The organism is Stenotrophomonas maltophilia group sp. RNC7 (assembly GCF_030910085.1).
Taxonomy (GTDB): domain Bacteria; phylum Pseudomonadota; class Gammaproteobacteria; order Xanthomonadales; family Xanthomonadaceae; genus Stenotrophomonas; species Stenotrophomonas sepilia.
In genome coordinates, this window is sequence record NZ_JAVFVN010000867.1 from 70582 (window position 1) to 93404 (window position 22823).

Genomic DNA, 22823 nt, shown 5'->3' on the forward strand with positions numbered 1-22823 from the left:
GAACAGCATCCACGCACCGCGCGGATCTCCCATGATGCATCTGGAGGACCAAGCCCTTCTGTTGAGGGGCTGCCCCGACAGGGGCGGGGAGAGGCCGGCAAAGGGAGGGGCCCACGCGTTGCACAGCAACGTGTGGGGCGACGCGCAGAGCGCGTCGCGTCCCGCGCCAGATAAAGAAAAAGGGCTGCCTCTCGGCAGCCCTTTTTCTTTATCTGGCGGAGAGGGGGGGATTCGAACCCCCGAGGCGCTATAAACGCCTGCCTGATTTCGAGTCAGGTACATTCAACCACTCTGCCACCTCTCCGGGTGGTCCCCGGCGGACCGGGGACGCGCATCATACGAGGAAGCGAGGCCGGCGACAAGTCATTCCGGTCAACGAAGTGAAAATTTCCTGAGTGCATGCCTTGCCGGATGCCTGCAGCCCCCCGATGATGCCTATCTCCCCAGCAATACCCCGCCCCCGCACACCATGATCGAATTCGGACACCTCACCCACCCCGGCCTGCGCCGCGAGCTCAACGAAGACACCTACTACGGTGACAGCGAGCTGGCCCTGTGGCTGGTGGCCGATGGCATGGGCGGCCACGCCTGCGGCGAGGTGGCCAGCGCGCTGGCCCGCGAAACCATCGTGCGCGAGATCCGCCGTGGCGCGCCGCTGGCCCAGGCCATCCGCACCGCCGACGAAGAGATCATCCGCGCCTCGCGGCGGCGCAACGACACCCTGCCGATGGGTACCACCGTGGTCGCCGCACGCGTGCAGGGCAATCGCTATGAAGTGGCATGGGTCGGCGACAGCCGTGCCTACCTCTGGCGTGACGGCCAGCTGGCACAGCTCAGCCAGGATCACAGCGTGGTGCAGGAACTGGTCGCGCAGGGCAACCTGACGGCCGAACAGGCACGCGCGCATCCACATCGCAACGTGGTCACCCAGGCGCTGGGCGTCACCGATCCGGCACATCTGAACGTGGCCACCACCAGCGGCGAGCTGCGCCCCGGCATGCAGCTGCTGCTGTGCAGTGACGGCCTGACCGAGGAAGTGGACGACCGCGGCATCGCCCGCACCCTCGCCTTCGAGGATGCAAGCGCACAGGAATGCGTGGACACGCTGGTCGCCGCCGCGCTCGACGGCGGTGGCCGCGACAACATCAGCGTCATCCTGGTGCGCTGCCACTGAACCTGGTGCATGAGCCGAGCATGGGCTCGGCTCTACAGTAGATCTACGCCATGCGTGGATGTTTATGCGCTGGCGGGCTCTTCCACCTTCGGCCCATCCCACAATGCGTGGCCGGCCTTCTTGCGCAGCCGCTCCAGTCGCGCGGCATGCGCTTCCAGCTCCGACGGCGTGGCCAGCACGCGCGGGCGCGGCAGCAGCTTGCTGGTGTCGAAGGCCTGCAGCGCGGCACCGGCGCCACCGCCGTCATCGTCGCCCAGGCCGAAGCCGATCTCTTCCTGGCCCGAGGTCAGCGCGATATAGACGTCACCCAGGATCTGCGCGTCGAGCAGGCCGCCATGCAGCGCACGGTGCGAATTGTCCACGCCCAGGCGCTTGCACAGCGCATCCAGCGAATTGCGCTGGCCCGGGAAGCGCTCGCGCGCCATCACCAGGGTATCGATCACCGTGCAGCGATCGGTGATCTTTCCATACTGCGGGCCCAGCAACGACAGCTCGTTGTCGAGGAAGCCCAGGTCGAACGCCGCGTTGTGGATGATCAGCTCGGCGCCATCGATGAAGGCCAGGAATTCATCGGCGATCTGCGCGAAGTCCGGCTTGTCAGCCAGGAACTCCAGGGTCAGGCCGGTGACTTCCTGCGCGCCCTGTTCGAACTCGCAGTCCGGCTTGATGTACTGGTGGTAGTTGTTGCCGGTCGGGCGGCGCTTGAACAGCTCCACGCAGCCGATTTCGACGATGCGGTTGCCCTTCTTCCACTCCAGGCCGGTGGTTTCGGTATCGAGGATGATCTGACGCATGGGCTCAGTTTACCGGGCTGGCGTCGCGGATCTGGATGGCCGCGTTGCGCGCCAGGGTATCCACCCGCTCATTGTCCGGATCGCCGGAGTGGCCCTTCACCCAGCGCCAGTCGATCTGGTGCCGCAGCGTGGCCGCATGCAGGCGCTCCCACAGCTCGCGGTTCTTCACCGGGTCACCGCCGGCGGTCTTCCAGTTCTTGCGGATCCAGCCGGGCATCCATTGGGTCAGGCCCTGCCGCACATACTGCGAATCGGTATAGAGCACGATGTTGCACGGCTCGGTCAGCGTTTCCAGGCCGGAAATGGCCGCCATCAGCTCCATCCGGTTGTTGGTGGTGTGCGCTTCGCCGCCGCTCAGTTCACGCTCGTGGCCCTTGTAGCGCAGCAGCGCAGCCCAGCCGCCGGGGCCGGGATTGCCAAGGCAGGAACCGTCGGTGTGGATTTCAATGGTTTTCAATACAACTCCAGATCAGGTAGCAACGGTGCCGTGCCAACGCACCGGCAACGGTTTCGGCCCGGGCAGGGCCAGCGTTCGTTTTTCAGCATGGAACAGGCAGGCTGCGCGCAGTGGCGACCAACCGCCCGCGCGACGGCTGCCGGCGCCGCGCCAGAGCGGGCCGAGGAAACGCATATCGTCGCACTCCAGCCCGTGGCGGCCGAGCAGCAGGCGGATCCGCTGCGGCGTGCGCACCACCAGCCCATGCTGGCGCCAGTGCGTGCGGTAAGGGCTGAACGGGTTGAGGCTGCTCAGCCACAGGTGGCCGCCCGGCATCAGCACGCGCTCGCACTCATCGAGCAACCGATCAGCGTCGGCTGCGGTGACATGCTGCAGCACGACCGCATTGACGCTTTCATTGGCCAGCGGCAGCGGCAACGCACAGCGGGTGTCGCCGGCATAGCCGTGCCCCTGCCGGTACAGGCGCAGGCCGCGCCCGCCAAGCTGCGCATCGTCCAGCCATGCGGCACTCGGCGCGATCCACAGCCAGGGCTGCACCGGCAGCAACGACAGCTGCGGCAGCAGCAGTTGCCGCTCCAGAACGCGCAGGGCTTCCGCCGGTTCGCTGTCGAACCACGGGGTCTGGCTCGCTTGACGGGTGCTCTGCAGCGCGGGCATGGTCCAATTCTATGCGACTGACTGCCCTGCCCGCATTTGCGGACAACTACATCTGGACCTTGATCGACGACGACGGCGCCGCCGTGGTCGTCGATCCCGGCGATGCCGCGCCGGTGCTTGCGCTCGCCGATCAGGGCCTGCGCGTGGACACGATCCTGCTCACCCATCATCACGATGACCACATCGGTGGCGTGCCCGTGCTGCAGGCACGCTTTCCCGGAGTCCGGGTGATCGCACCCGTCGAGGAGCGCATCCCCACGGCAACCGAACGGGTCGGCGAAGGTGAACGCGTTCAGGCACTGGGCCGGGCGTTCCACGTACTATCCGTGCCCGGGCATACCCGCAGCCACATCGCGTTTCACACTGCTGAACATCTTTTCAGCGGAGATTCGTTGTTCAGCCTGGGCTGTGGACGCCTGTTCGAAGGTACGCCGTCCCAGCTGCTGGCATCGATGCGCAAGCTGGGTACCTTGCCCGCGCAACTGCTGCTTTGTTGCGCTCATGAGTACACCGTGTCAAATGCCGTCTTCGCGCGGCATGTCGACCCCGCCAACGCTGCCTTGCGGCAGCGCCAAGAGGAGGCTTTGGCCATGCGCCGCGATGACCGTTCCACCCTGCCGGTAACCCTGGCCAGCGAATTCGACTGCAATCCGTTCCTGCGTGTGCACACTGCGCCGATCCGCGCGTCGGTGTCGGCACACCTGGGCCGTGACGTCGTTGACGACGTCGACGTGATGGCCGGTCTCCGGCACTGGAAAGACGGCTTCCGCGCATGATGCGCCGAAGTCTGCCGCTGGCCCTGGGCCTGGTCCTGGGGCTGGCCGGAACCGCCGGCGCCCAGTCGCTGGGCGCTGGCATCGGCCAGAACCTGACCGCCGCCGCCGCCCTGCCGCTGGATCCGGCCGCGTTGCCGGCCGCGTCGGTCCGCAACGGCCAGGAAATCTTCTCCAGCTTCCGCGATGGCCTGGCCGAGCCCACCTGCAATGCCGAGGCCACCAGCCCGCGCTGGCAGAAGCAGTTCGCCCACGCCCCGTCGCGCCTGGCCAACCAGGATGACGATGCACTGGTGCTGTTCGGCTATGTGGTCGAAGAGCTGCGCAAGGCCAACCTGCCCACCGAGTTCGCACTGATTCCCTTCGTGGAAAGCGGCTACCGGCCCAATGCCCGCAACGGCAGCGGCCCAACCGGCCTATGGCAGTTCATCGCCACCACAGCGCGCAATCACCGCGTGCCCATGGCCAACGGCTACGACGGCCGCCTGTCGGCGGTCGATTCCACCCAGGCCGCAGTGCGCTACCTGAAGACCCTGCACGGCATGTTCGGCGGTGACTGGCGCCTGGCCACCATGGCCTACAACGCCGGCGAGTACCGCGTGCTGCAATCCATGCGAAAGGCCGGCATGAACGCGCAGAACGCCAAGCCCTCGGCGCTGCCCGGCCTGTCGCCGGTCACCCATGCCTACGTCGAGAAGCTGCATGCCCTGGCCTGCGTACTGGAAGACGTGGAAGACCAGCCAGGGGTCATGGCCTCGCTGGACCGCACCGTGCCCGTACTGAAGGACCACACCCTGCCCGCCGGCACCAGCGTCCAGCAGTGGGCCGCACAGCGCGCCCTGGACCCGGCCAGGATCGTCCGTCTCAACCCCGCCCTGGCGGGCGGTGGACGCGTCTCGTCCGGCACCACCCGCGTGCTGGCGCCGGTCTCGGCCGCCAACGCGACCGTGGCGGACACCGCCACCGCACTGGTGGCCAGTAGCGTACCTGTTGCCGCCGCCTCGCCAGCGCCGCAGGTCGCCAAGACCGTGGCCGCGATCGCCGATCGTCCGCGCAGCCGTCGCCACACCGTGCGTGATGGTGAATCGGCCTGGACCATCGCCCGCCGCTATGGCATGCCGGTCAAGGCGCTTCTTTCGCTGAACGGCCTGAGCGGCAGCAGCGTGCTGAAGCCGGGTGCGGTGCTGCGCGTCGAAGACTGACGCGCAGGCCAGGCCCTCCTGTAGAGCCGAGCCCCTGCTCGGCTTTTTTCTTGCCTGCGACTTGTCGGGGTTCATGACCAGCCGAGCATGGGCTCGGCTCTACAATTCAATTTCCAGCAGCGCCCGCACAAAAAAAGGCCCGGCAATGCCGGGCCTTCTTCGATCTGCTCGCCGCGAGGCTTACAGGTTCGCTTCGGTGGTCTGGATCATGAACTTCTTGCGCATCGCCTCGATGTAGGCCTTGGCCGCGGCCATGCCGTCGATCTGGCTCAGCTGTTCCTTCAGCTGCTTCTGCTGCTCTGCAGTCACTTCCTTGATGTCGCCCGGATTGACCTTGTTCACCGCGAACAGCAGCGCGTGGCCGTTGACGTCGACCTTGCCATAGCTCGGCTTGCCTTCGGCCGGCACCGGCGCGCTGAAGATCGCGCGGTTGATTTCCGGGGTCGGCACCGGCTGGCTGCGCGGCAGGCCCGGCATCGGGCTCAGCTGCAGCTTCTCGCTGGCAGCCAGCGACTGCAGGGTGGCGCCCGCCTTCAGCTTGGCCAGGATGGCCTCGGCCGCCTTGTCGCTGGCCTGGCGCTGGCGATCAGCACGGATCGCAGCGATCACCTGTTCGCGGGCCTTGTCCAGCGGCAGGGCCTGTTCCGGGGTGTGTGCAGCCACACGGATGACCACGCTGTGGTTGGTCGCGCCGCCCAGGGCGATCGGGTCACTGGCGGTACCGTCCTGCACCAGCACGTCGGAGAAGGCGGCACGCAGCACGGTCGGGTCAGCGGCGATGCCGCTGGCGGTCGCGCGGGTGATCGGGCCCAGGGTCTGCAGCGGCAGGTTCACTTCCTTGGCCGCAGCGGCCAGGTCGCTCGGGCTCTTGTTGATGGCATCGACCAGGCGACCGGCCAGTTCGTTGAAGCCGCGCTCGCCGTCGGCCTTCAGCTGCTCGGCAGCCAGCGTGTCACGCACTTCCTCGAACGACTTGCCCTGGCCACCGCGCACAGCGGCCACCTTGATGATGTGGTAACCGAACTCAGTCTTCACCGGGCCGATCACGTCACCGGCCTTGGCCGCAAACAGCGCGTCCTCGAACGGCTTGACCATCGCACCGCGCTCGACCCAACCCAGGTCACCGCCCTGGTCCTTGGAGCCCGGATCTTCCGAATTGGCCTTGGCCAGCGCAGCGAAGTCGGCACCGGCCGCCTTGGCTTCGGCAGCGATCTTGTTCGCCTTGGCTTCGGCGCCGTCACCGGTGATCAGGATGTGCGAGGCCTGGCGCTGCTCCGGCGAGGTGAACTTTGCCTTTTCCTCTTCATAGCGCTTGCGCAGGGTCGCTTCATCGGCCGGGGTCGGTGCCGGCAGGTTCGCACCGTTGATCTCGACGTACTCCAGCGACACGCTCTCGGCCTGGCGGAAATCCTTGCCGTGGCTGTCGTACCACTTCTTGATCTGATCATCGGTGACCGGCGCGGTATCGGCCGGTACGGGCGGCAACGCGGCCAGCTCGACGTCGCGGGTTTCGCCCAGCAGCTTCAACAGGCGCTCGGTCTCGGCCTGGGTGACGAAGCCGGAGCTCTGCAGGCCCGATGGGATCACCGACTGCTGCAGGCTCTCACGCACCAGTTCCTGGAACTGGGTCGGGGTACGCGGCGGATTGCCACCGGCCAATGCCAGGCGGTAGTTGTTCTCGTTGAACTTGCCGTTCGAATCGAGGAACGCCGGCATGGTCGCGATGTACTCGCGCACCGCGCCGTCGCCGATCACCACGCCCGCCTGTTCACCGACCAGACGCACGACCTGTTCGTCGATCAGCTGATCGAGCACGGCCATCTTGTTCTCGGTGCTCTCGAACGCGCGCGGGTCGAAGTTGTCGCCCTGCTGCTGGCGCTCACGCATGCGCTCCTGCTCGAAACGCGTGCGGAAATCCTGCGAGCTGATCTCATGGTGCTGCCACAGCATGCGCACCGGCCACCACGACGGCGCCGAACGCCACCAGGTTGGCGGCGCGGAAACCTTGGCCACGTTCTGTGCGCCAACGCCACCGAGGTAGCTGTTGTCGATCACGAACAGGAACGGAATCATCAGCAGCCCCAGGATCACGGTGACGATCCAGCCTGAGGTCTTGTCGCGGAGTTTCTGCAGCATGGTGAGGAATCACAAGGCCTGATTGGCGAGCCCGGCAGTGTAACCCGCTTCGCCGCAGGGACCAAAAGCAGCACCGACGCGGCCTGCGCCCACTTGCGCAGGCAGGCACCATCAGTGCATCGGCCAACTCCACATCCTGGCGCAAAGAAAAAGCCCCCGGCTTGCGCCGAGGGCTTTTAGAGTTGGCGGAGCGGACGGGACTCGAACCCGCGACCTCCGGCGTGACAGGCCAGCATTCTAACCAGCTGAACTACCGCTCCACACTCAAACTTTTACCGCGGTGCTGTGGTGGGTGCTGAGGGTTTCGAACCCCCGACCCTCTCCGTGTAAAGGAGACGCTCTACCGCTGAGCTAAGCACCCCAGCGAGCCGCTTAGTTTACAGCATCCTTCAGGGCCTTGCCAGCCTTGAACGACGGATTCTTCGAAGCAGCGATCTTGATGGTGTCGCCGGTCTTCGGGTTGCGGCCGGTGCGGGCAGCACGGTCGCGGACCTGGAAGGTACCGAAGCCAACCAGGGTGACCGCATCGCCGTCCTTCAGCGCCTTGGTGATGGCAGCAACGACGGCATCGACAGCGCGGCTGGACTCTGCCTTGGTCAGGTCGGCAGCTTCAGCAACGGCATCGATCAATTCGGTCTTGTTCATTCTCTACAACTCCTTTGGCGGTGGGTTCCGCTTATTCGACAGGGAAGCAACCGCACGCCATCTGCACGCGGCCGCCATGTGGAAACGGTTCGCCGAATCCAGCGATCACCAGACTGCGACCACTCATTCGCGAGTGCTGCTTTTATACCAGTGGCCCTACCCCCACGCAAGCTGGAAAGCCAGCAACGACGCGGGTTTCGGGCCATTGGACAGCGCGCGTCAATGCTTGACGCGCGCGTTTCCACTCGGTTTGGCCTTGCTGCGCACCGTGACACGCTGCGCACTCTTGCGCGCCTTCTTCGGTGCCAACGGACGCTCCAGCGCCAGGTCCAGGACTTCTTCGATGTACTTCACCGGCACGATCTTCAGATCGCGGGTGACGTTGGCCGGGATGTCGGCCAGGTCCTTGCGGTTCTCTTCCGGGATGATGACCGTGCGGATGCCGCCACGCAGTGCGGCCAGCAGCTTCTCCTTCAGGCCACCGATGGCAGTGACGCGACCACGCAGGGTGATCTCGCCGGTCATCGCCACGTCGGCGCGCACCGGCACCCTGGTCAGCATCGACACCAGCGAGGTGACCATCGCCGCGCCGGCACTCGGACCATCCTTCGGCGTGGCGCCATCGGGCACGTGCAGGTGCACGTCGTGCTTCTGCAGGAAGTCGCTGTCGATGCCAAAGCCCACGGCGCGCGAACGCACCACCGACAGCGCGGCCGACGCCGATTCCTTCATCACGTTGCCGAGCTGGCCGGTCAGGATCAGCTGGCCCTTGCCCGGCACCAGGGTCGATTCGATCTGCAGCAGGTCGCCACCGACTTCGGTCCAGGCCAGGCCGGTGACCAGGCCGATTTCATTCTCTTCCTCGGCACGGCCGAAGTCGAAGCGACGCACGCCCAGGTACTTGTCCAGGTTCTTGCTGGACACATTGACCAGCGCCTTGGGCTTCTTCGCACCCTTCTTCGCCTTCACCGGCTGCGGGCCGGCCAGCGCGATCTCCTTCACCACCTTGCGGCAGATCTTGGCGATCTCGCGTTCCAGGTTGCGCACGCCCGATTCGCGCGTGTAGTAGCGCACGATGTCCTGGATGGCGTCACTGCCGATTTCCAGTTCTTCCGGCTGCAGGCCGTTGGCCTTGACCTGCTTCGGCACCAGGTAGCGGGTGGCAATGTTGAGCTTCTCGTCCTCGGTGTAGCCGGGGATGCGGATCACTTCCATGCGGTCCAGCAGCGGGCCGGGAATGTTGAGCGAGTTCGAGGTGGCCACGAACATCACTTCGGACAGGTCCAGGTCCACTTCCAGGTAGTGGTCGTTGAATGCGTTGTTCTGCTCCGGATCGAGCACTTCCAGCAGCGCCGAAGACGGATCGCCACGGAAGTCCATCGACATCTTGTCGATCTCGTCGAGCACGAACAGCGGGTTCTTGCTGCCGACCTTGTTGAGGTTCTGCACGATGCGGCCCGGCATGGAACCGACGTAGGTACGGCGGTGGCCACGGATTTCGGCCTCGTCGCGCACGCCGCCCAGCGACATGCGCACGAACTTGCGGTTGGTGGCCTTGGCAATCGACTGGCCCAGCGAGGTCTTGCCCACGCCCGGCGGCCCGACCAGGCACAGGATCGGGCCCTTCATCTGCTTCACGCGCGACTGCACCGCCAGGTATTCAAGAATGCGCTCCTTGACCTTCTCCAGGCCGTAGTGGTCGGCATCGAGCGTATCCTGCGCGACCTTCAGGTCCTTGCGCACCTTGCTGCGCTTCTTCCACGGCACGCCCAGCAGCCACTCCAGGTAGTTGCGCACGACCGCGGCTTCGGCCGACATCGGCGACATCTGCTTGAGCTTGTTCAGTTCGTTGCGTGCCTTGGCTTCAACGGCCTTCGGCATGCCGGCTTCGGCGATCTTGCGGGCCAGCTCTTCCAGCTCGCCCGGCGCGTCGTCCAGGTCACCCAGTTCCTTCTGGATGGCCTTCATCTGTTCGTTGAGGTAGTACTCGCGCTGGCTCTTCTCCATCTGCGACTTCACGCGGCCGCGGATGCGCTTTTCCATCTGCTGCACGTCGATCTCGCCATCGACCAGGCCGACCAGCATCTCCAGGCGATCGCCGACGGCCAGCGTTTCCAGCAGGCGCTGCTTGTCGGCCAGGCGCACGCTGATGTGCGCGGCGATGGTGTCGGCCAGGCGCGCCGGCTCATCGATGCCCGACAGCGTCTGCAGCAGTTCCGGCGGCAGCTTGCGGTTGGTCTTCACGTACTGCTCGAACAGCGACATCAGCGAGCGGGCAATCGCCTCGACCTCGCGCGCTTCGCGCTCGTCGGTGGCGTCGATTTCCACCGCCTGCCCATGCAGCGAGCCGTTGCGCTCGTCGACGTGGGTGACCTGCACGCGCGACAGGCCTTCGACCAGCACCTTGATGGTGCCGTCGGGCAGCTTCAGCAGTTGCAGCACCTGCGCCAGCGTACCGACCTGGTAGAGGTCGGCCGCATGCGGGTCGTCGGTTTCGGCCGACTTCTGCGCCAGCAGCAGGATGCGCTTGTCCGCCTCCATTGCCTGTTCGAGCGCGTGCATGGACTTGTCACGGCCGACGAACAGCGGGATGACCATGTGCGGGAACACCACTACGTCGCGCAGCGGCAGGACCGGCAGGTCGAGGGTTTCACTTGGGGAACGGGCCATGGGGGCTCCAGGGAAGGGGGAAAACCGCCTCCGGGAGGGCATCTTCCGGAGACAAAAAAAGCCGATGGCCCCGTTATGGGGCCATCGGCTTTCAGATGCAAGGCATTCCTTTAAAATCCTTTCCAATCAACAACCTGGAAGGATCACTCGGCGCCTGCGGCCTTCTGTTCAGGGGCGGCCGGGGTCTGGTAGATCAGGTACGGCTCGGACTTGTGCTCGATCACCGATTCGTCCACGACCACCTTGCTGACGTTCTCCTGCGACGGCAGGTCATACATGGTGTCCAGCAGGACCGATTCGACGATGGTGCGCAGGCCACGGGCGCCAGTCTTGCGCTTGAGCGCCTTCCTGGCGATGGCCGACAACGCGTCCGGACGGAACTCCAGCTCCACGTTTTCCATCTCGAACAGCTTCTTGAACTGCTTGGTGATGGCGTTCTTCGGCTCGGTCAGGATCTTGATCAGGGCCGGCTCGTCCAGCTCCTCCAGGGTCGCGACCACCGGCAGGCGGCCGACGAACTCGGGAATCAGGCCGAACTTGATCAGGTCTTCCGGCTCGACTTCCGCCAGCACCTTGCCCACTTCCTGCTTGCGCTCGCTGCTCTTCACCTTGGCACCGAAGCCGATGCTGCCGACGTCGGTGGAACGCGCCTGGATCACCTTGTCCAGCCCGGCGAACGCGCCGCCGCAGATGAACAGGATGTTCTTGGTGTCCACCTGCAGGAATTCCTGCTGCGGGTGCTTGCGGCCGCCCTGCGGCGGAACGCTGGCCACGGTACCTTCGATCAGCTTCAGCAGGGCCTGCTGCACGCCTTCGCCGGACACATCGCGGGTAATCGACGGGTTCTCGCTCTTGCGCGAGATCTTGTCGATTTCATCGATGTAGACGATGCCCTGCTGCGCCTTCTCGACGTCGTAGTCGCACTTCTGCAGCAGCTTCTGGATGATGTTCTCCACGTCCTCGCCCACGTAACCCGCTTCGGTCAGCGTGGTGGCGTCGGCCATGGTGAACGGCACGTTGAGCAGGCGGGCCAGGGTCTCGGCCAGCAGCGTCTTGCCCGAACCGGTCGGGCCGACCAGCAGGATGTTCGACTTCGCCAGTTCGACGTCGTCGTTCTTCTGCCGGCTCTCGATGCGCTTGTAGTGGTTGTACACGGCCACTGCCAGCGTGCGCTTGGCACGGTTCTGGCCGATCACGTACTGGTCGAGAACCTCGAGGATCTCGCGCGGCTTGGGCAGCGAACTGCGCGCCGACTGCGCCTTTTCCTCAAGTTCCTCACGGATGATGTCGTTGCACAGCTCCACGCACTCATCGCAGATGAACACGCTCGGACCCGCAATCAGCTTGCGCACTTCATGCTGGCTCTTGCCGCAGAAAGAGCAGTAGAGGATCTTGCCGGTGTCCGTGGAACGACCTTGGCGGTCTTCGCTCATGCTTCGCTTACCCAGTTACCCCACCCGCTGAACGGGGGTTCGATTCGAGAATAGCACAGGGCCGAGGGGACACCAGTCCCACCCGACCCTGCAGGAACGAGGCCTCCCTGGCCCCGTGAAGGCCGGTCAGCCGGCCTGGATCGACTCATCCGGACGACGCTCCAGGACCTGGTCGACCAGACCGTAGGCCTGCGCCTCGAAGGCGCTCTTGAAGTTGTCGCGCTCGGTGTCACGGGCGATCGTCTCCAGCGACTGGCCGGTGTGCTTGGCCAGCACCTCGTTCAGGCGCGAACGCAGGGTCAGGATCTCGCGCGCGTGGATGTCGATGTCGGTGGCCTGGCCCTGGTAGCCACCCAGCGGCTGATGGATCATCACGCGCGAGTTCGGCAGCGCATAGCGCTTGCCGGCTTCGCCCGCGGCCAGCAGCAGGGCGCCCATCGAGGCGGCCTGGCCGATACAGGTGGTGCTCACATTCGGCTTGATGTACTGCATGGTGTCGTAGATCGCCATGCCGGCGGTGACCACGCCACCCGGCGAGTTGATGTAGATGTTGATGTCCTTTTCCGGGTTTTCCGATTCCAGGAACAGCAACTGCGCCACCACCACGTTGGCCATGTGATCGTCGATCGGGCCCACGAGGAAGATCAGGCGCTCCTTCAACAGGCGCGAATAGATGTCGTAGGCACGCTCGCCGCGGCTGGTCTGCTCGACCACCATCGGAACCAGGTTCAGGGCTTTGGTTCGGTTGTCCATTACGTGAGGTACCTATCTTGGGGGGCAACAACCCCGCGCCGGCAAAGGCGCGGGGCATCCGGTGATCCGCCCGGGCTTACTGGCGGATCGCGTCCTGGAACGACAGCTTCTCTTCGGTGTGCTGGGCACGCTCGGCGATCCAGTCGATCACCTGCTCTTCCATCACACGGTTCTGCAGGCCAGACATCAACTGGGGGTCGTTGCGGTACATCTCAATGACCTGCTCCGGCTCTTCGTAGGTCGAAGCGATCAGACGCATCGTTTCATTCAGGCGCTTGGCTTCCAGGCGCAGGTCGTTGATGCGGGCCACTTCACCGACCAGCAGGCCGACCAGCACGCGCTTGGCGGCAGCGTCCTTGAAGCCTTCGTGGGCATCGGCCGGGATCTCGCCGACGTTCTGGCCGTTGCGGCGCAGCTGCTCGACCTGCTGGGCCAGCATGGCGCGGGCTTCGTTCTCGACCAGGCGCGGCGGCATTTCCACCGACGAGTAGGCCGCGATCAGCTGCTCGCCCACTTCGCGGCGCAGGCGGTTCATCAACGCACCCTTCAGCTCGCGCTCCAGGTTGGCGCGGATGTCGCTGCGGAACTGCTCCACATCGCCGCCCTTCACGCCGAAGCTCTTGATGAAGGCTTCGTCGACCGCCGGCACGACCGGCTCGGAGACCTCGGTGACCTTGACGGTGACCTGCACGGTCTTGCCGGCCAGCACCGGCACGCGCCAGTCAGCCGGGAACTCGACGTCCAGGGTCTTCTCTTCGCCCTTGGCCAGGCCGACCAGGCCCTTCTCGATGGTCTCGAACATCATGCCCTGGCCGAGCACGATCGAACCCTTCTCGGTGCCCTCGGCCGGCAGGCGCTCTTCGCCGGCCTGCGACCAGGTTTCCACCGCGACCAGGTCACCGTCCTGCGCGCCACGGCTGACCGGGGCCCAGGTACGACGCTGGTTCTGCAGGTTCTCGATCATCTGGTCGATGTCGGCGTCGGTGATCTCGGCGGTATGGCGCACGACGGTCAGCTTGCTGACGTCGATGTCGCCGAAGTCCGGCACCACTTCCACGGTGGCCACGAAGGAGAACTCACCCTCGTCGCCCTTGTCGATGCGCGGGCTGCCGACGATGCGCAGGTCGTGCTCGCGCACGGCCGCATCGAAGGTTTCGCGCAGCAGGCCGTCCAGCGCCTCGCCACGGACCTGCGCGCCGAAGCGCTGCTCGATCACCTTGGCCGGCACCTTGCCCGGGCGGAAGCCCTTGATGCGGGTGGTACGGGCGATTTCGCCGAGGCGGCCGGCGATGTGGCTCTGCAGACGCTCTTCCGGCAGCGAGAAGCTCAGGCGGCGTTCCAGGTTGCCGGTGGATTCGATCGAAGCTTGCATGTTGACTCCTGCCACCGGTGGCCCAGGCCCCCGGCTCGATGATTGGGATGAAACGGTTGTAAGGACGCGACGTCTGGGACGCGCCTGCTTGCCGCAGCCCTTTAGTTTCGCCCAATTCGGCTTGCACTGCCAGCGCGTGCCGGTCAAGGGGGCGCAGATGGCCCGATCAGGGCGGGGACAGGCCGGCACTGGTGCGAAAGGGGGGACTCGAACCCCCACGCCTTGCGGCACTGGAACCTAAATCCAGGGCGTCTACCAATTCCGCCACTTTCGCGTGGCCGGCGCAGGTGTTCATTGTCGCAGGCGGTGGCGGGAAGCGGAAGGCCTGCACAAAACTGAACATGACAGCCATGTGCTCATTGCCCGCACCAAAGGCCGTCCCGAAGGCGTGCGACCGTTCGGGACGGCAGCGACTCAGTGCTTCGCCTCGGCAGGGGACGCCGGTGCGTCAGCGCCCTGCCCGGCCGCCACATCCACCTTGCGGATGTCCACGCCACCCTTGTCGGTGCGACGCAACCCCATCGCCTCCGGCGCAGCCTCACCCTCCACCGGCTGCGCCGGCTGCATCTGCATGGCGTCACCGACCGGGCGCGCTGGAACCGCCTCCGTACCTGCATCGCGCTCCACGGTCTGCGCCGGATCACGTTCCGGCGCGCAGGCCGCCAGCGCCAGCAACGCAAATGAAACCCACAGCCTCCGGTGCAGTCGTTTCATATCGGCCATCTGGATCTTCCTTCGTACATGCATGCGCCCTCGGCGCGGAAGATCCATTGGGTGCGATGAAGGGCGCAGCGCGGTGAGAAGCAGCGCACAGCATTGAAAACACTGATGACGCGTATGCCCCTGATTTCAGCATCGCTTCAGTAGATCCACGCCATGCGTGCATGAAACGCCACCCGGCGAACAGGCAAGAAAAAAGCCACTTGGCGAACCAAGTGGGAAGCTGCCGCGCATTCGCGCCGCAGCCCCACGCTTTGCGCGGCAAAGCGCGGGCCCCACTTCATCAGCCGCCACATCCCCGCGGCTTCGCCGCGCCCCCTTGACTCAAGGGGGCTCCACTCCAGCCAGCACCGCTGGCATCTGCAGATGCCCCTCAGCGAACAGGCAAGAAAAAAGCCACTTGGCGAACCAAGTGGCTTTCGTCTGGTGGGCTGTCAAGGATTCGAACCTTGGACCTATTGATTAAGAGTCAACTGCTCTACCAACTGAGCTAACAGCCCGAAATCGGGGCGCGAATTATGACCCGATCCGCTCGGCGGGTGCAAGCACTTTTTTCAACGTGGTTGAAACCAGCACTGCGGTCCCGCTGCTGCTGCAGATCCGCGCCGAACGGGTTTGCAACGCGTGCCCCATCGGGGCGATGGGAGTCACACCTATAAGAAAAAAGCCACCTGGCGTACCAGGTGGCTTCTGTCTTGGTGGGCCGTCAAGGATTCGAACCTTGGACCTATTGATTAAGAGTCAACTGCTCTACCAACTGAGCTAACGGCCCGTGAAACTCAGACGCACATTGTAGCGTGCTTTCTGTTTATTGCAATACCGTTTCGGCTGCGCCGATGCGGTTGAATCAGTGGGGTGGCTGAGGGGATTCGAACCCCCGACCACCGGAATCACAATCCGGTACTCTAACCAACTGAGCTACAGCCACCACTGAAACTTTCGCCCCATCGCCGATACCACTGACGCCGGAGCCTTGAACATTGCCTGGGGACTGTCACCAAAGTTTCGGTCCGCCGAAGCGAGTCCGATATTCTGGTGGAGTCCTTGCGCTTTTGCAAGCACTTCTTCACATCCGCCGATGCGATCCCGGTGCTCGCCAATGGCGCGCCCGACAGGAATCGAACCTGTAACCGCCGGCTTAGAAGGCCGGTGCTCTATCCAGTTGAGCTACGGGCGCCCGAACCGGAACGGTGTCCAATCCGACGTGGCGTGGGATTGGTCGGGGTAGAGGGATTCGAACCCCCGACATCCTGCTCCCAAAGCAGGCGCGCTACCAGACTGCGCTATACCCCGGTCTTGCAATCCCCTCGGGTTGGCCCGGGGAGTTGGTCATTGTCGCCAAGCGCGTTGGGAACTGTCAACGAAGGATGCACAGATCCCGGGCCTGCCACAACGCCGAAAGCAGTCATCGGCTATGCTCACGCCCATCGGCCGGATGGCCGTCCCGACCTTCATCCGCACGGAGAACACGCATGCGCAGCGGCAACCCGGCTCTTTCCGAGTCGACTTTCCTCGACCTCGCCAGTGGCTCGGTAGTGACCAGCCCCGACCAGGTCATGACCCTCAATGGCACCGCCAACAAGACCGGCATCCTGCTGCTGTTGACCGTGCTGACCGCGGCGTTCGCCTGGAGCCAGGCGGTCGACGAGTACGGCCAGATTTCCGGCAGCGCGAGCCTGTACGCCATCGGTGGCGCGATTGGCGGCCTGGTGCTGGCATTGATCACCATCTTCAAGAAGGAATGGTCACCGGTCACCGCGCCGATGTACGCGCTGGTCGAAGGCCTGTTCCTGGGCGCCGTGTCGGCCCTGTTCAACATGAAGTATCCGGGCATCGTATTCCAGGCGGTGCTGCTGACCTTCGGCACCCTGGCCGCCCTGCTGTTCGCATACCGCAGCGGCCTGATCAAGGCCACCGAGAACTTCAAGATGGGCGTGGTCGCCGCCACCGGCGGCATCGCCCTGCTCTACCTGGCCTCGTTCGTACTGGGCTTCTTCAACATCAATGTGCCGGTGATCCACGACTCCAGCTGGCTGGGCATTGCCTTCAGCCTGTTCGTGGTGGTCGTGGCCGCGCTGAACCTGGTGCTGGACTTCGATTTCATCGAGACCGGCGTGGCCCAGCGCGCGCCGAAGTACATGGAGTGGTATGGCGCATTCGGCCTGATGGTGACCCTGGTCTGGCTGTATGTGGAGTTCCTGCGCCTGCTGTCGAAGATCCAGCAGCGCTGAACCGGACAGAGCCATAAACGACAAAGGGCGCCTTCGGGGCGCCCTTTTCTCTTTGTAACGCGTGGCTGCTGCATTTCCCGGCTAGCCAGCCACGCCAGCCTGTGCAGCGTAGTGCGCCGCAAGGTGCTCGACCAGCGCGCGCACCTTGGGCGCGAGCGCACGTGCATGCGGGTACAACGCGAAGTAGCGCCGCTGGCCGGCATGCCAGGCCGGCAGCACGCGGATCAGACGACCGGCGCGCAGGTCCTCCTGCACGGTCAGCGCGGTGAACAGGCTGATGCCCATTCCGGCCAGCGCGGCGGCGTACAGCGCAGGCGTGGCATCCACACGCAGGCGCTGCCCGGCTTCAACGCTCACGCAGGCGCCGCGCGGCCCCTGTAACTGCCAGGGCGGCATTGATGGGGTGGGACTGAAACCCAGCAGCGTGTGCTGCTCCAGATCCGCAGCCTGCCGCGGCAGGCCATGCCGGGCCAGGTAGGCCGGTGCGGCGACCAGGATGCGCGGGCAGCTGGCCAGCGCGCGCGCGACCAGCTGGCTGTCCGGCAATGAAGCTGCAATGCGCAGCGCCAGGTCGAAACCACCGCCCACCACATCGACCAGCTGATCATCCGCCGACAGGTCCAGCGTGACCTGCGGGTAACGCTGCAGGAACGAGGGCAGCCAGTGGGGCAGTTCCTGGCTGGCCACTACCTGCGGCACGCTGATCCGCACCCTGCCACTGGGTTGCGCCTGCCCGGCGCGGGCACGATCGTCCGCCTCCTGCAGGCGGTCCAGCAGCGTTGCCGCCTCGCGGTAGTAATCGCGCCCGGCCTCGGTCAATGACAGCCGACGGCTGTTGCGATCGAGCAGGCGTACCTGCAGGTGTTCTTCCAGCTGCCGCAGCTGCCGCGACATCGCCGAGTGGGTGGTCCCCAGGCGTTCAGCGGCCGCGGTGAAACTGCCCGCGTCAACGATGGCGCGCAGCGCGCGCAGGGCGGCGAAGTGATCCATCGGCGGGCAGCTCCACGTGGCGGGGCCCACGGCATGCGGGCCCCGCCAGCTTATCAAGCGCCGTCACCGGCCTTGCGTACCGGCAGCGCCAGGATCGCGCCAGTCGTCATGACATCGCCGAAGGTGTCCTCGATCTGGGCCAGAGAGGCTTCATGCAGCGCGCGATGGCCGATGCGCTGGCCGCCGGCCAGGTCCAGGTCGCGGCTGGCGGTGGCATCGCCGGCCACGATCACCCGGTAGCCGCGTGGCGCCGCGGCGGCATCGCGCGCAGCCCCCACTACACAGGCATGGGTCTGCAGGCCGGTGATGATCAGGGTGTCGATGCCGGCGCTCTTCAGTACCTGGTCGAGCACGGCTGCGGACGCGCCGGCGAACACGCTGACATTGTCCTTCTGCACCACGGTCTCGCCCTGGCGCGGCTGCAGGTCGCGATGGAAGGCGGCATTGACGCTGCCCTGCGCGAACAGGGGTGCGCCGGCCGGCAGCACGTGCTGGACATGGATCACGCGGATGCCGTGGGCATCGGCGAATTCGACTACCCGCTTGGCCTGGCGCAGTGCGGCCACGCCATCGGGAATGACCATGCGGCCACCCGCAAAGCCCGGTACGGCCTTGGCATCGAAGTACTCGTTCTGGAAGTCGATCACCAGCACGGCAGTCTTCGCCGCATCCAGCGAGGTCGCGACCGGCGCACCCGCCATATGGCGGATGGTGGGATGGGCCGGCTCGGCAGCAGCAACCGGGAGGGTGGCGGTCATTCCGATCAGGCTGGCCAGGCCGAAGGCGGTGAGGTTCATGTTCAAGCTCCGGTGCATTGGGAAGTGGGCACAGGATGCGGAGCGGATGGCGCACGAACCAGCCGTGTAACAGCACATGATCTGTGCGATATCAGCACAGAGCGCTTCTGTAGAGTCGAGCCATGCTCGACTCTACAGAGGCGGAAAAACGCAACGGGGCGCCCGAAGGCGCCCCGCTGTGGATCCGACCGAGGTCGGCCGGCCGCTTACAGGCGGCTGGCAATTGCCTTGGCAAAGCTCATGGTGGTGCCGGTGCCACCCAGGTCGCCGGTCAGCGAATCCTTGGCTTCCATGGTCGCCACGATGGCCTTGCGCAGGCGCTCGGCGTTTTCCGGCTGGCCGATGTGGTCCAGCATCTGCGCGGCCGCCAGCAGCAGCGCGCACGGATTGGCCTTGCCCTGGCCGGCGATGTCCGGCGCGGTGCCGTGCACGGCTTCGAAGATCGCCGCATCCTTGCCGATGTTGGCGCCCGGAGCCAGGCCCAGGCCGCCGACCAGGCCGGCGCACAGGTCGGAGATGATGTCGCCGAACAGGTTGGTGGTGACGATCACATCGAACTGTTCCGGGCGCATCACCAGCTGCATGCAGCAGTTGTCGACGATCATTTCCTGGAACTCGATGTCCGGGTACTGCGCGGCGACTTCACGGGCGACATTCAGGAACAGGCCCGAGGTCGACTTGATGATGTTGGCCTTGTGCACGGCGGTGACCTTCTTGCGGCCGGTGCTCTTGGCCAGCTCGAAGGCGTAGCGCACGATGCGCTCGGAGCCCTTGCGGGTGATGCGGGTGCCGGAGAAGGCGGTCTCGCCGTCGGCCGACACTTCCTGGCCTTCGGCCAGGTAGGCACCTTCGGTGTTCTCACGGACGGTGATCAGGTCGACGTTGTCGAAACGCGACTTGGTGTTCGGGAAGGTGTGGGCCGGACGCACGTTGGCGTACAGGTCGAAATGACGTCGCAGGCTGACGTTGATCGAGGTGAAGCCACCACCGACCGGGGTGGTCAGCGGGCTCTTCAGCGCGACCTTGTTGCGCGCGATCGATTCCAGGGTCACCGCCGGCATCAGGTCGCCGTGCTTTTCCAGGGCCACCAGGCCGGCGTCGGCGTCTTCGTACTCCAGGCCAGTCTTGAGCTGGTCGAGCACGAACAGGGTGGCGTCCATGATTTCCGGGCCAATGCCGTCGCCGCGGATGACCGTAATTTTCTGCGTCATTGATCGATGTTCCGAACAGGGGGAAAAACGCCGTCCGGACGTGCCCGGAAACGCCGGCGCAAAGGAAGTTTCACCGGCAATTATGCCTTAGCCGGGCCCGGCTACCCAAGTAGACCATGGTCCTGACCCCGGCAAAGGCATAATTGCCCGCGCATTCCTCCTCTTCCCCCGCCTGTCGGCGCGCCCCTTCAACAAGAAGGGGCTCTTGGGCGGTTGGATCGCGGGAAATGCCCCGGCGCGCGGCCGTGATCCGGTAGCGCCGGGCCATGCCCGGCGGCTTTTCGTTCACGTCTCCGCCGGGCATGGCCCGGTGCTACCTCAGTGCTCGTGCGCTGCCGGGGCGGCGGCGCCGCCTTCGAGCTGGTCGAGGAAGTCGACCGCGCGGCGCAGGTGCGGGATCACGATGGAGCCGCCCACCACCAGGCCGACCGAGAAGGTCTCGAAGAACTCCTCACGGGTCACCCCGGCGTCCTTGCACTGGGCCACGTGGTAGCTGATGCAGTCGTCGCAGCGCAGCACCATCGAGGCCACCAGGCCCAGCAGCTCCTTGGTCTTCACGTCCAGCGCGCCGGCCTGGTAGGTCTGCGTATCCAGCGCGAAGAAGCGGCGCACCACCTGGTTCGGTTCGCCCAGGATGCGCTCGTTCATGCGCTTGCGGAACTCGGTGAACTCGGCGATGCGGTCCTTGCTGCCGTCGTCGGCCGCGCTCATGCCTGGCCCTGCCCGGCCAGCAGCGGCTCGAGCTTGCCTTCACGGTGCAGGGCCATCATGTCGTCGTAGCCGCCGACATGGACGTCGCCGACGAAGATCTGCGGCACGCTGGTGCGGCGGGTCAGCGCCATCATCTTCTCGCGCTCGGCCGGGTCCAGGTCGATGCGGACCTCGGTCCACTGCTGGCCCTTGCTCTTCAGGAAGTTCTTGGCGGCCACGCAGTACGGGCAGACGGCAGTGGAATAGATGGTGATGGCGGGGGCACCGCCGGCGGTCTGGGCTGTCACGGGAAACTCCACGATGGATCGACGGTCTACATATGGTACCGGTGCGCTGGAATTTCCACGCCACGGCCGCAACACTGTGGATTAACGAATGGTTGCCCCCCGCCCTGCCACGCTTGGTGCGCCCCGCCCGAGGACCTTCTGCTTGCGAGCCCTGCTGCTGACTACCGCCGTCACCCTGGCCCTGGCCATGCCGCTGGCCCAGGCCCAGGAGAAGCTGCCCGACATCGGCTCTTCGGCCGGCGAGCTGCTGACCCCGGCCCGCCAGGCCGAGTACGGCGCGATGATGCTGCGCGAGCTGCGCAACTACGGCTACCTGCTGGAAGATCCGCTGGTCAACGACTGGCTGCAGACCATGGGTACCCGGCTCGGCTCCAACAGTGACCAGCCGCGGCAGCCGTACACCTTCTTCGTGATGAACGACCGCCAGATCAACGCGTTCGCCACGCTGGGCGGCTACATCGGGGTCAATGCCGGACTGGTGCTGACCGCCGAGCGCGAGGACGAGGTTGCTGCGGTGCTGTCCCACGAAATCGCCCACGTCACCCAGCAGCACGTGCTGCGCGGTGTCGAGCGCGCCCAGCGCGACCAGATCCCGATCCTGCTGGGCATGCTGGCGGCGGTAGTGGCCGCCCAGGCCAGCAACAGCACGTCGTCCGGCAACGCGACGATGGCGGCGATCAGCTCGGGCATGGGCCTGATGCAGCAGCGGCAGATCAACTACACCCGCTCCAACGAGTCCGAGGCCGACCGCCTCGGCATCCGCACACTGTCGCGCAGCGGCTACGACGTGGATGCCATGGCCGGCTTCTTCGAGCGGATGTCGGCAGCCATGCGCGGCAACGAAGGCGGCTACAGCGTGCCCGAGTTCCTGCGCACCCACCCGGTCAACATCACCCGCATCAGCGAGGCCAAGTCCCGCGCCCAGCAGATGAAGAAGGATACGGTGCTTCTCACCACCAGCACCCCCACCGGCGAGCGCAAGGAGCGGGTGGACCCGGCCGATCCCAGCCTGGGCGAGCCGCTGCTGCGCGGCAACAACCCGCTGCTGCCCGGCAGTGTGCTGCGCCTGCCGATCGGCCAGCTCAACCGTGGCGCCAGCGGTGACTTCGAGTGGGCGCGTGAGCGCCTGCGCGTGCTCAGCGCGGACTCCACCCCCGAGCTGGAGCGTGAGTACGCCGACCTGGCCAAGCGGCAGAAGGACGGCCTCAACGATGCGCAGCGCTACGGCCAGGCGCTGGCGGTGATGCGCGGTGGCCGTGCCGGTGCCGGCCAGGCCCGGCAGACCCTGGCCGGCCTGCTGCAGAGCCACCCCGGCAACCTGTGGCTGGCGCTGGGCCTGGGCGAGGCGGAGTCGCGCGCAGGCCAGGCGGCCCAGGCCAACAGCCGCTTCGAGCAATTGTTGCGCGAACACCCCAACAGCCGCCCGGTGGCACTGACCTATGCCGAGATCCTGAACGAACAAGGCAGCCGCGAAGCCGGCCAGCGTGCGCAGGCGATGCTGCGCCCGCTGCTGTCGCAAAGTGGTAACGATCCGGTCTTCCAGCAGCGTTTCGCCCGCGCCAGTGAGTTGGCTGGCGACAGCGTGCGCGCCAGCGAGGCCTATGCCGAGGCCGCCTTCCTCAGCGGGCGGCCAGAACAGGCGCTGATGCAGCTGCAGGCGCTCAAGCGCAACCCGGCGCTGGATTACATCGGCCGCGCGCGGGTTGACGCGCGCATCGAATCGATCACCCCGACGGTGCTGGAACTGCGCCGGCAGGGCGTGCAGGACCCGGATCTGGACCGTCGCTGAGCACCGCATGACCGGCCGATG

General features: G+C 65.7%; 20 protein-coding genes and 9 tRNA genes. 5 read left to right on the forward strand and 24 right to left on the reverse strand.

Features of this window, described 5'->3' with window-relative positions; genetic code table 11:
• Positions 1 to 213 precede the first annotated feature (213 nt).
• Positions 214 to 304, reverse strand: a tRNA-Ser gene (locus RCF13_RS20950).
• A 165-nt stretch (positions 305 to 469) separates the two neighbouring features.
• On the opposite strand from RCF13_RS20950, the gene RCF13_RS20955 reads away from it, so the two are divergent.
• Entirely contained in the window at positions 470 to 1174 is a 705-nt protein-coding gene (locus RCF13_RS20955; RefSeq protein WP_014036153.1) for a PP2C family serine/threonine-protein phosphatase, read from the forward strand.
• A 62-nt stretch (positions 1175 to 1236) separates the two neighbouring features.
• Here RCF13_RS20955 and dnaQ read toward each other — a convergent pair whose 3' ends face one another.
• The 3 genes from dnaQ to RCF13_RS20970 are packed head-to-tail and all read right to left on the reverse strand — an operon-like array spanning position 1237 to position 3082.
• Positions 1237 to 1968, reverse strand: a complete 732-nt coding sequence (gene dnaQ / locus RCF13_RS20960) for a DNA polymerase III subunit epsilon (RefSeq protein WP_134969286.1) — start codon at positions 1966 to 1968, stop codon at positions 1237 to 1239.
• 4 nt (positions 1969 to 1972) lie between these two features.
• Positions 1973 to 2425: a ribonuclease HI gene (rnhA, locus tag RCF13_RS20965; RefSeq protein WP_005408275.1), complete on the reverse strand. Its 453-nt coding sequence runs from the start codon at positions 2423 to 2425 to the stop codon at positions 1973 to 1975.
• A gap of 12 nt (positions 2426 to 2437) precedes the next feature.
• On the reverse strand, positions 2438 to 3082 hold the full coding sequence (locus RCF13_RS20970) for a methyltransferase domain-containing protein (RefSeq protein ID WP_061479955.1): 645 nt from the start codon (positions 3080 to 3082) through the stop codon (positions 2438 to 2440).
• 11 nt (positions 3083 to 3093) lie between these two features.
• Here RCF13_RS20970 and gloB point away from each other — a divergent pair, with 11 nt between their 5' ends.
• Entirely contained in the window at positions 3094 to 3858 is a 765-nt protein-coding gene (gene gloB, locus RCF13_RS20975) for a hydroxyacylglutathione hydrolase (RefSeq protein WP_134969285.1), read from the forward strand.
• Positions 3855 to 5057 (forward strand): lytic transglycosylase domain-containing protein, encoded by a 1203-nt coding sequence (locus RCF13_RS20980; protein WP_231352569.1) that lies wholly within the window; start codon positions 3855 to 3857, stop codon positions 5055 to 5057. Before gloB ends, RCF13_RS20980 begins: the two co-directional genes overlap by 4 nt.
• Positions 5058 to 5237: 180 nt before the next feature.
• On the opposite strand, the gene RCF13_RS20985 is transcribed toward RCF13_RS20980, so the two are convergent.
• The 15 genes from RCF13_RS20985 to RCF13_RS21055 all read right to left on the reverse strand — a co-directional run bounded on the left by RCF13_RS20985 (position 5238) and on the right by RCF13_RS21055 (position 16079).
• A complete protein-coding gene (locus RCF13_RS20985) occupies positions 5238 to 7193 on the reverse strand; it encodes a peptidyl-prolyl cis-trans isomerase (RefSeq protein ID WP_308141533.1) in 1956 nt (651 codons plus the stop codon).
• A 183-nt stretch (positions 7194 to 7376) separates the two neighbouring features.
• A tRNA-Asp gene (locus tag RCF13_RS20990) sits at positions 7377 to 7453 on the reverse strand.
• A 26-nt stretch (positions 7454 to 7479) separates the two neighbouring features.
• A tRNA-Val gene (locus tag RCF13_RS20995) sits at positions 7480 to 7554 on the reverse strand.
• Positions 7555 to 7565: 11 nt separating this feature from the next.
• Positions 7566 to 7838 carry an HU family DNA-binding protein gene (locus tag RCF13_RS21000; protein ID WP_005408270.1) on the reverse strand — a complete coding sequence of 91 codons (273 nt, stop codon included), beginning with the start codon at positions 7836 to 7838 and terminating at the stop codon, positions 7566 to 7568.
• A gap of 219 nt (positions 7839 to 8057) precedes the next feature.
• Positions 8058 to 10508: an endopeptidase La gene (gene lon / locus RCF13_RS21005; RefSeq protein WP_061479951.1), complete on the reverse strand. Its 2451-nt coding sequence runs from the start codon at positions 10506 to 10508 to the stop codon at positions 8058 to 8060.
• 143 nt (positions 10509 to 10651) lie between these two features.
• Complete coding sequence (gene clpX, locus RCF13_RS21010) at positions 10652 to 11941, reverse strand: ATP-dependent Clp protease ATP-binding subunit ClpX (protein WP_004154600.1); 1290 nt, start codon at positions 11939 to 11941, stop codon at positions 10652 to 10654.
• 126 nt (positions 11942 to 12067) lie between these two features.
• Positions 12068 to 12694 carry an ATP-dependent Clp endopeptidase proteolytic subunit ClpP gene (clpP, locus tag RCF13_RS21015; RefSeq protein WP_004146318.1) on the reverse strand — a complete coding sequence of 209 codons (627 nt, stop codon included), beginning with the start codon at positions 12692 to 12694 and terminating at the stop codon, positions 12068 to 12070.
• A 76-nt stretch (positions 12695 to 12770) separates the two neighbouring features.
• Positions 12771 to 14066 carry a trigger factor gene (gene tig / locus RCF13_RS21020; RefSeq protein WP_134968738.1) on the reverse strand — a complete coding sequence of 432 codons (1296 nt, stop codon included), beginning with the start codon at positions 14064 to 14066 and terminating at the stop codon, positions 12771 to 12773.
• 189 nt (positions 14067 to 14255) lie between these two features.
• A tRNA-Leu gene (locus tag RCF13_RS21025) sits at positions 14256 to 14340 on the reverse strand.
• 140 nt (positions 14341 to 14480) lie between these two features.
• Positions 14481 to 14789: a hypothetical protein gene (locus tag RCF13_RS21030; protein WP_061479949.1), complete on the reverse strand. Its 309-nt coding sequence runs from the start codon at positions 14787 to 14789 to the stop codon at positions 14481 to 14483.
• 421 nt (positions 14790 to 15210) lie between these two features.
• A tRNA-Lys gene (locus RCF13_RS21035) sits at positions 15211 to 15286 on the reverse strand.
• 196 nt (positions 15287 to 15482) lie between these two features.
• Positions 15483 to 15558, reverse strand: a tRNA-Lys gene (locus RCF13_RS21040).
• A 79-nt stretch (positions 15559 to 15637) separates the two neighbouring features.
• Positions 15638 to 15714: transfer RNA gene (locus RCF13_RS21045), tRNA-His, on the reverse strand.
• A 172-nt stretch (positions 15715 to 15886) separates the two neighbouring features.
• Positions 15887 to 15963 (reverse strand) — tRNA-Arg (locus tag RCF13_RS21050).
• Between the two features lie 39 nt (positions 15964 to 16002).
• Positions 16003 to 16079 (reverse strand) — tRNA-Pro (locus tag RCF13_RS21055).
• Positions 16080 to 16258: 179 nt separating this feature from the next.
• Here RCF13_RS21055 and RCF13_RS21060 point away from each other — a divergent pair.
• Complete coding sequence (locus tag RCF13_RS21060) at positions 16259 to 17017, forward strand: Bax inhibitor-1/YccA family protein (RefSeq protein ID WP_069138943.1); 759 nt, start codon at positions 16259 to 16261, stop codon at positions 17015 to 17017.
• Between the two features lie 81 nt (positions 17018 to 17098).
• On the opposite strand, the gene RCF13_RS21065 is transcribed toward RCF13_RS21060, so the two are convergent.
• The 5 genes from RCF13_RS21065 to grxC all read right to left on the reverse strand — a co-directional run bounded on the left by RCF13_RS21065 (position 17099) and on the right by grxC (position 21013).
• Positions 17099 to 18007 (reverse strand): LysR family transcriptional regulator, encoded by a 909-nt coding sequence (locus RCF13_RS21065; RefSeq protein ID WP_134968739.1) that lies wholly within the window; start codon positions 18005 to 18007, stop codon positions 17099 to 17101.
• A gap of 53 nt (positions 18008 to 18060) precedes the next feature.
• Positions 18061 to 18804 (reverse strand): cysteine hydrolase, encoded by a 744-nt coding sequence (locus tag RCF13_RS21070; protein WP_134968740.1) that lies wholly within the window; start codon positions 18802 to 18804, stop codon positions 18061 to 18063.
• Between the two features lie 206 nt (positions 18805 to 19010).
• Positions 19011 to 20015 (reverse strand): isocitrate dehydrogenase, encoded by a 1005-nt coding sequence (locus RCF13_RS21075; RefSeq protein ID WP_012479261.1) that lies wholly within the window; start codon positions 20013 to 20015, stop codon positions 19011 to 19013.
• 318 nt (positions 20016 to 20333) lie between these two features.
• Positions 20334 to 20726, reverse strand: coding sequence for a carboxymuconolactone decarboxylase family protein (locus tag RCF13_RS21080; RefSeq protein ID WP_004154542.1), 393 nt, complete (start codon positions 20724 to 20726; stop codon positions 20334 to 20336).
• Positions 20723 to 21013, reverse strand: a complete 291-nt coding sequence (grxC, locus tag RCF13_RS21085; RefSeq protein WP_004154541.1) for a glutaredoxin 3 — start codon at positions 21011 to 21013, stop codon at positions 20723 to 20725. The genes RCF13_RS21080 and grxC overlap by 4 nt, the downstream gene beginning before the upstream one ends.
• Positions 21014 to 21101: 88 nt before the next feature.
• Here grxC and RCF13_RS21090 point away from each other — a divergent pair, with 88 nt between their 5' ends.
• The gene (locus tag RCF13_RS21090; RefSeq protein WP_231352568.1) at positions 21102 to 22802 is read left to right on the forward strand and encodes a M48 family metalloprotease; all 1701 of its coding nucleotides are present in this window, start codon (positions 21102 to 21104) and stop codon (positions 22800 to 22802) included.
• Positions 22803 to 22823 lie beyond the last annotated feature (21 nt).

Bases quoted from the DNA above. Each gene is read 5' to 3' on its own strand.
- RCF13_RS20955 (WP_014036153.1), top strand. From the start codon at position 470: ATGATCGAATTCGGACACCTCACCCACCCCGGCCTGCGCCGCGAGCTC.
- dnaQ (WP_134969286.1), bottom strand. From the start codon at position 1,968: ATGCGTCAGATCATCCTCGATACCGAAACCACCGGCCTGGAGTGGAAG.
- RCF13_RS20970 (WP_061479955.1), bottom strand. From the start codon at position 3,082: ATGCCCGCGCTGCAGAGCACCCGTCAAGCGAGCCAGACCCCGTGGTTC.
- gloB (WP_134969285.1), top strand. From the start codon at position 3,094: ATGCGACTGACTGCCCTGCCCGCATTTGCGGACAACTACATCTGGACC.
- RCF13_RS20980 (WP_231352569.1), top strand. From the start codon at position 3,855: ATGATGCGCCGAAGTCTGCCGCTGGCCCTGGGCCTGGTCCTGGGGCTG.
- RCF13_RS20985 (WP_308141533.1), bottom strand. From the start codon at position 7,193: ATGCTGCAGAAACTCCGCGACAAGACCTCAGGCTGGATCGTCACCGTG.
- RCF13_RS21000 (WP_005408270.1), bottom strand. From the start codon at position 7,838: ATGAACAAGACCGAATTGATCGATGCCGTTGCTGAAGCTGCCGACCTG.
- lon (WP_061479951.1), bottom strand. From the start codon at position 10,508: ATGGCCCGTTCCCCAAGTGAAACCCTCGACCTGCCGGTCCTGCCGCTG.
- clpX (WP_004154600.1), bottom strand. From the start codon at position 11,941: ATGAGCGAAGACCGCCAAGGTCGTTCCACGGACACCGGCAAGATCCTC.
- clpP (WP_004146318.1), bottom strand. From the start codon at position 12,694: ATGGACAACCGAACCAAAGCCCTGAACCTGGTTCCGATGGTGGTCGAG.
- tig (WP_134968738.1), bottom strand. From the start codon at position 14,066: ATGCAAGCTTCGATCGAATCCACCGGCAACCTGGAACGCCGCCTGAGC.
- RCF13_RS21030 (WP_061479949.1), bottom strand. From the start codon at position 14,789: ATGGCCGATATGAAACGACTGCACCGGAGGCTGTGGGTTTCATTTGCG.
- RCF13_RS21060 (WP_069138943.1), top strand. From the start codon at position 16,259: ATGCGCAGCGGCAACCCGGCTCTTTCCGAGTCGACTTTCCTCGACCTC.
- RCF13_RS21065 (WP_134968739.1), bottom strand. From the start codon at position 18,007: ATGGATCACTTCGCCGCCCTGCGCGCGCTGCGCGCCATCGTTGACGCG.
- RCF13_RS21070 (WP_134968740.1), bottom strand. From the start codon at position 18,804: ATGAACCTCACCGCCTTCGGCCTGGCCAGCCTGATCGGAATGACCGCC.
- RCF13_RS21075 (WP_012479261.1), bottom strand. From the start codon at position 20,015: ATGACGCAGAAAATTACGGTCATCCGCGGCGACGGCATTGGCCCGGAA.
- RCF13_RS21080 (WP_004154542.1), bottom strand. From the start codon at position 20,726: ATGAGCGCGGCCGACGACGGCAGCAAGGACCGCATCGCCGAGTTCACC.
- RCF13_RS21090 (WP_231352568.1), top strand. From the start codon at position 21,102: ATGGTTGCCCCCCGCCCTGCCACGCTTGGTGCGCCCCGCCCGAGGACC.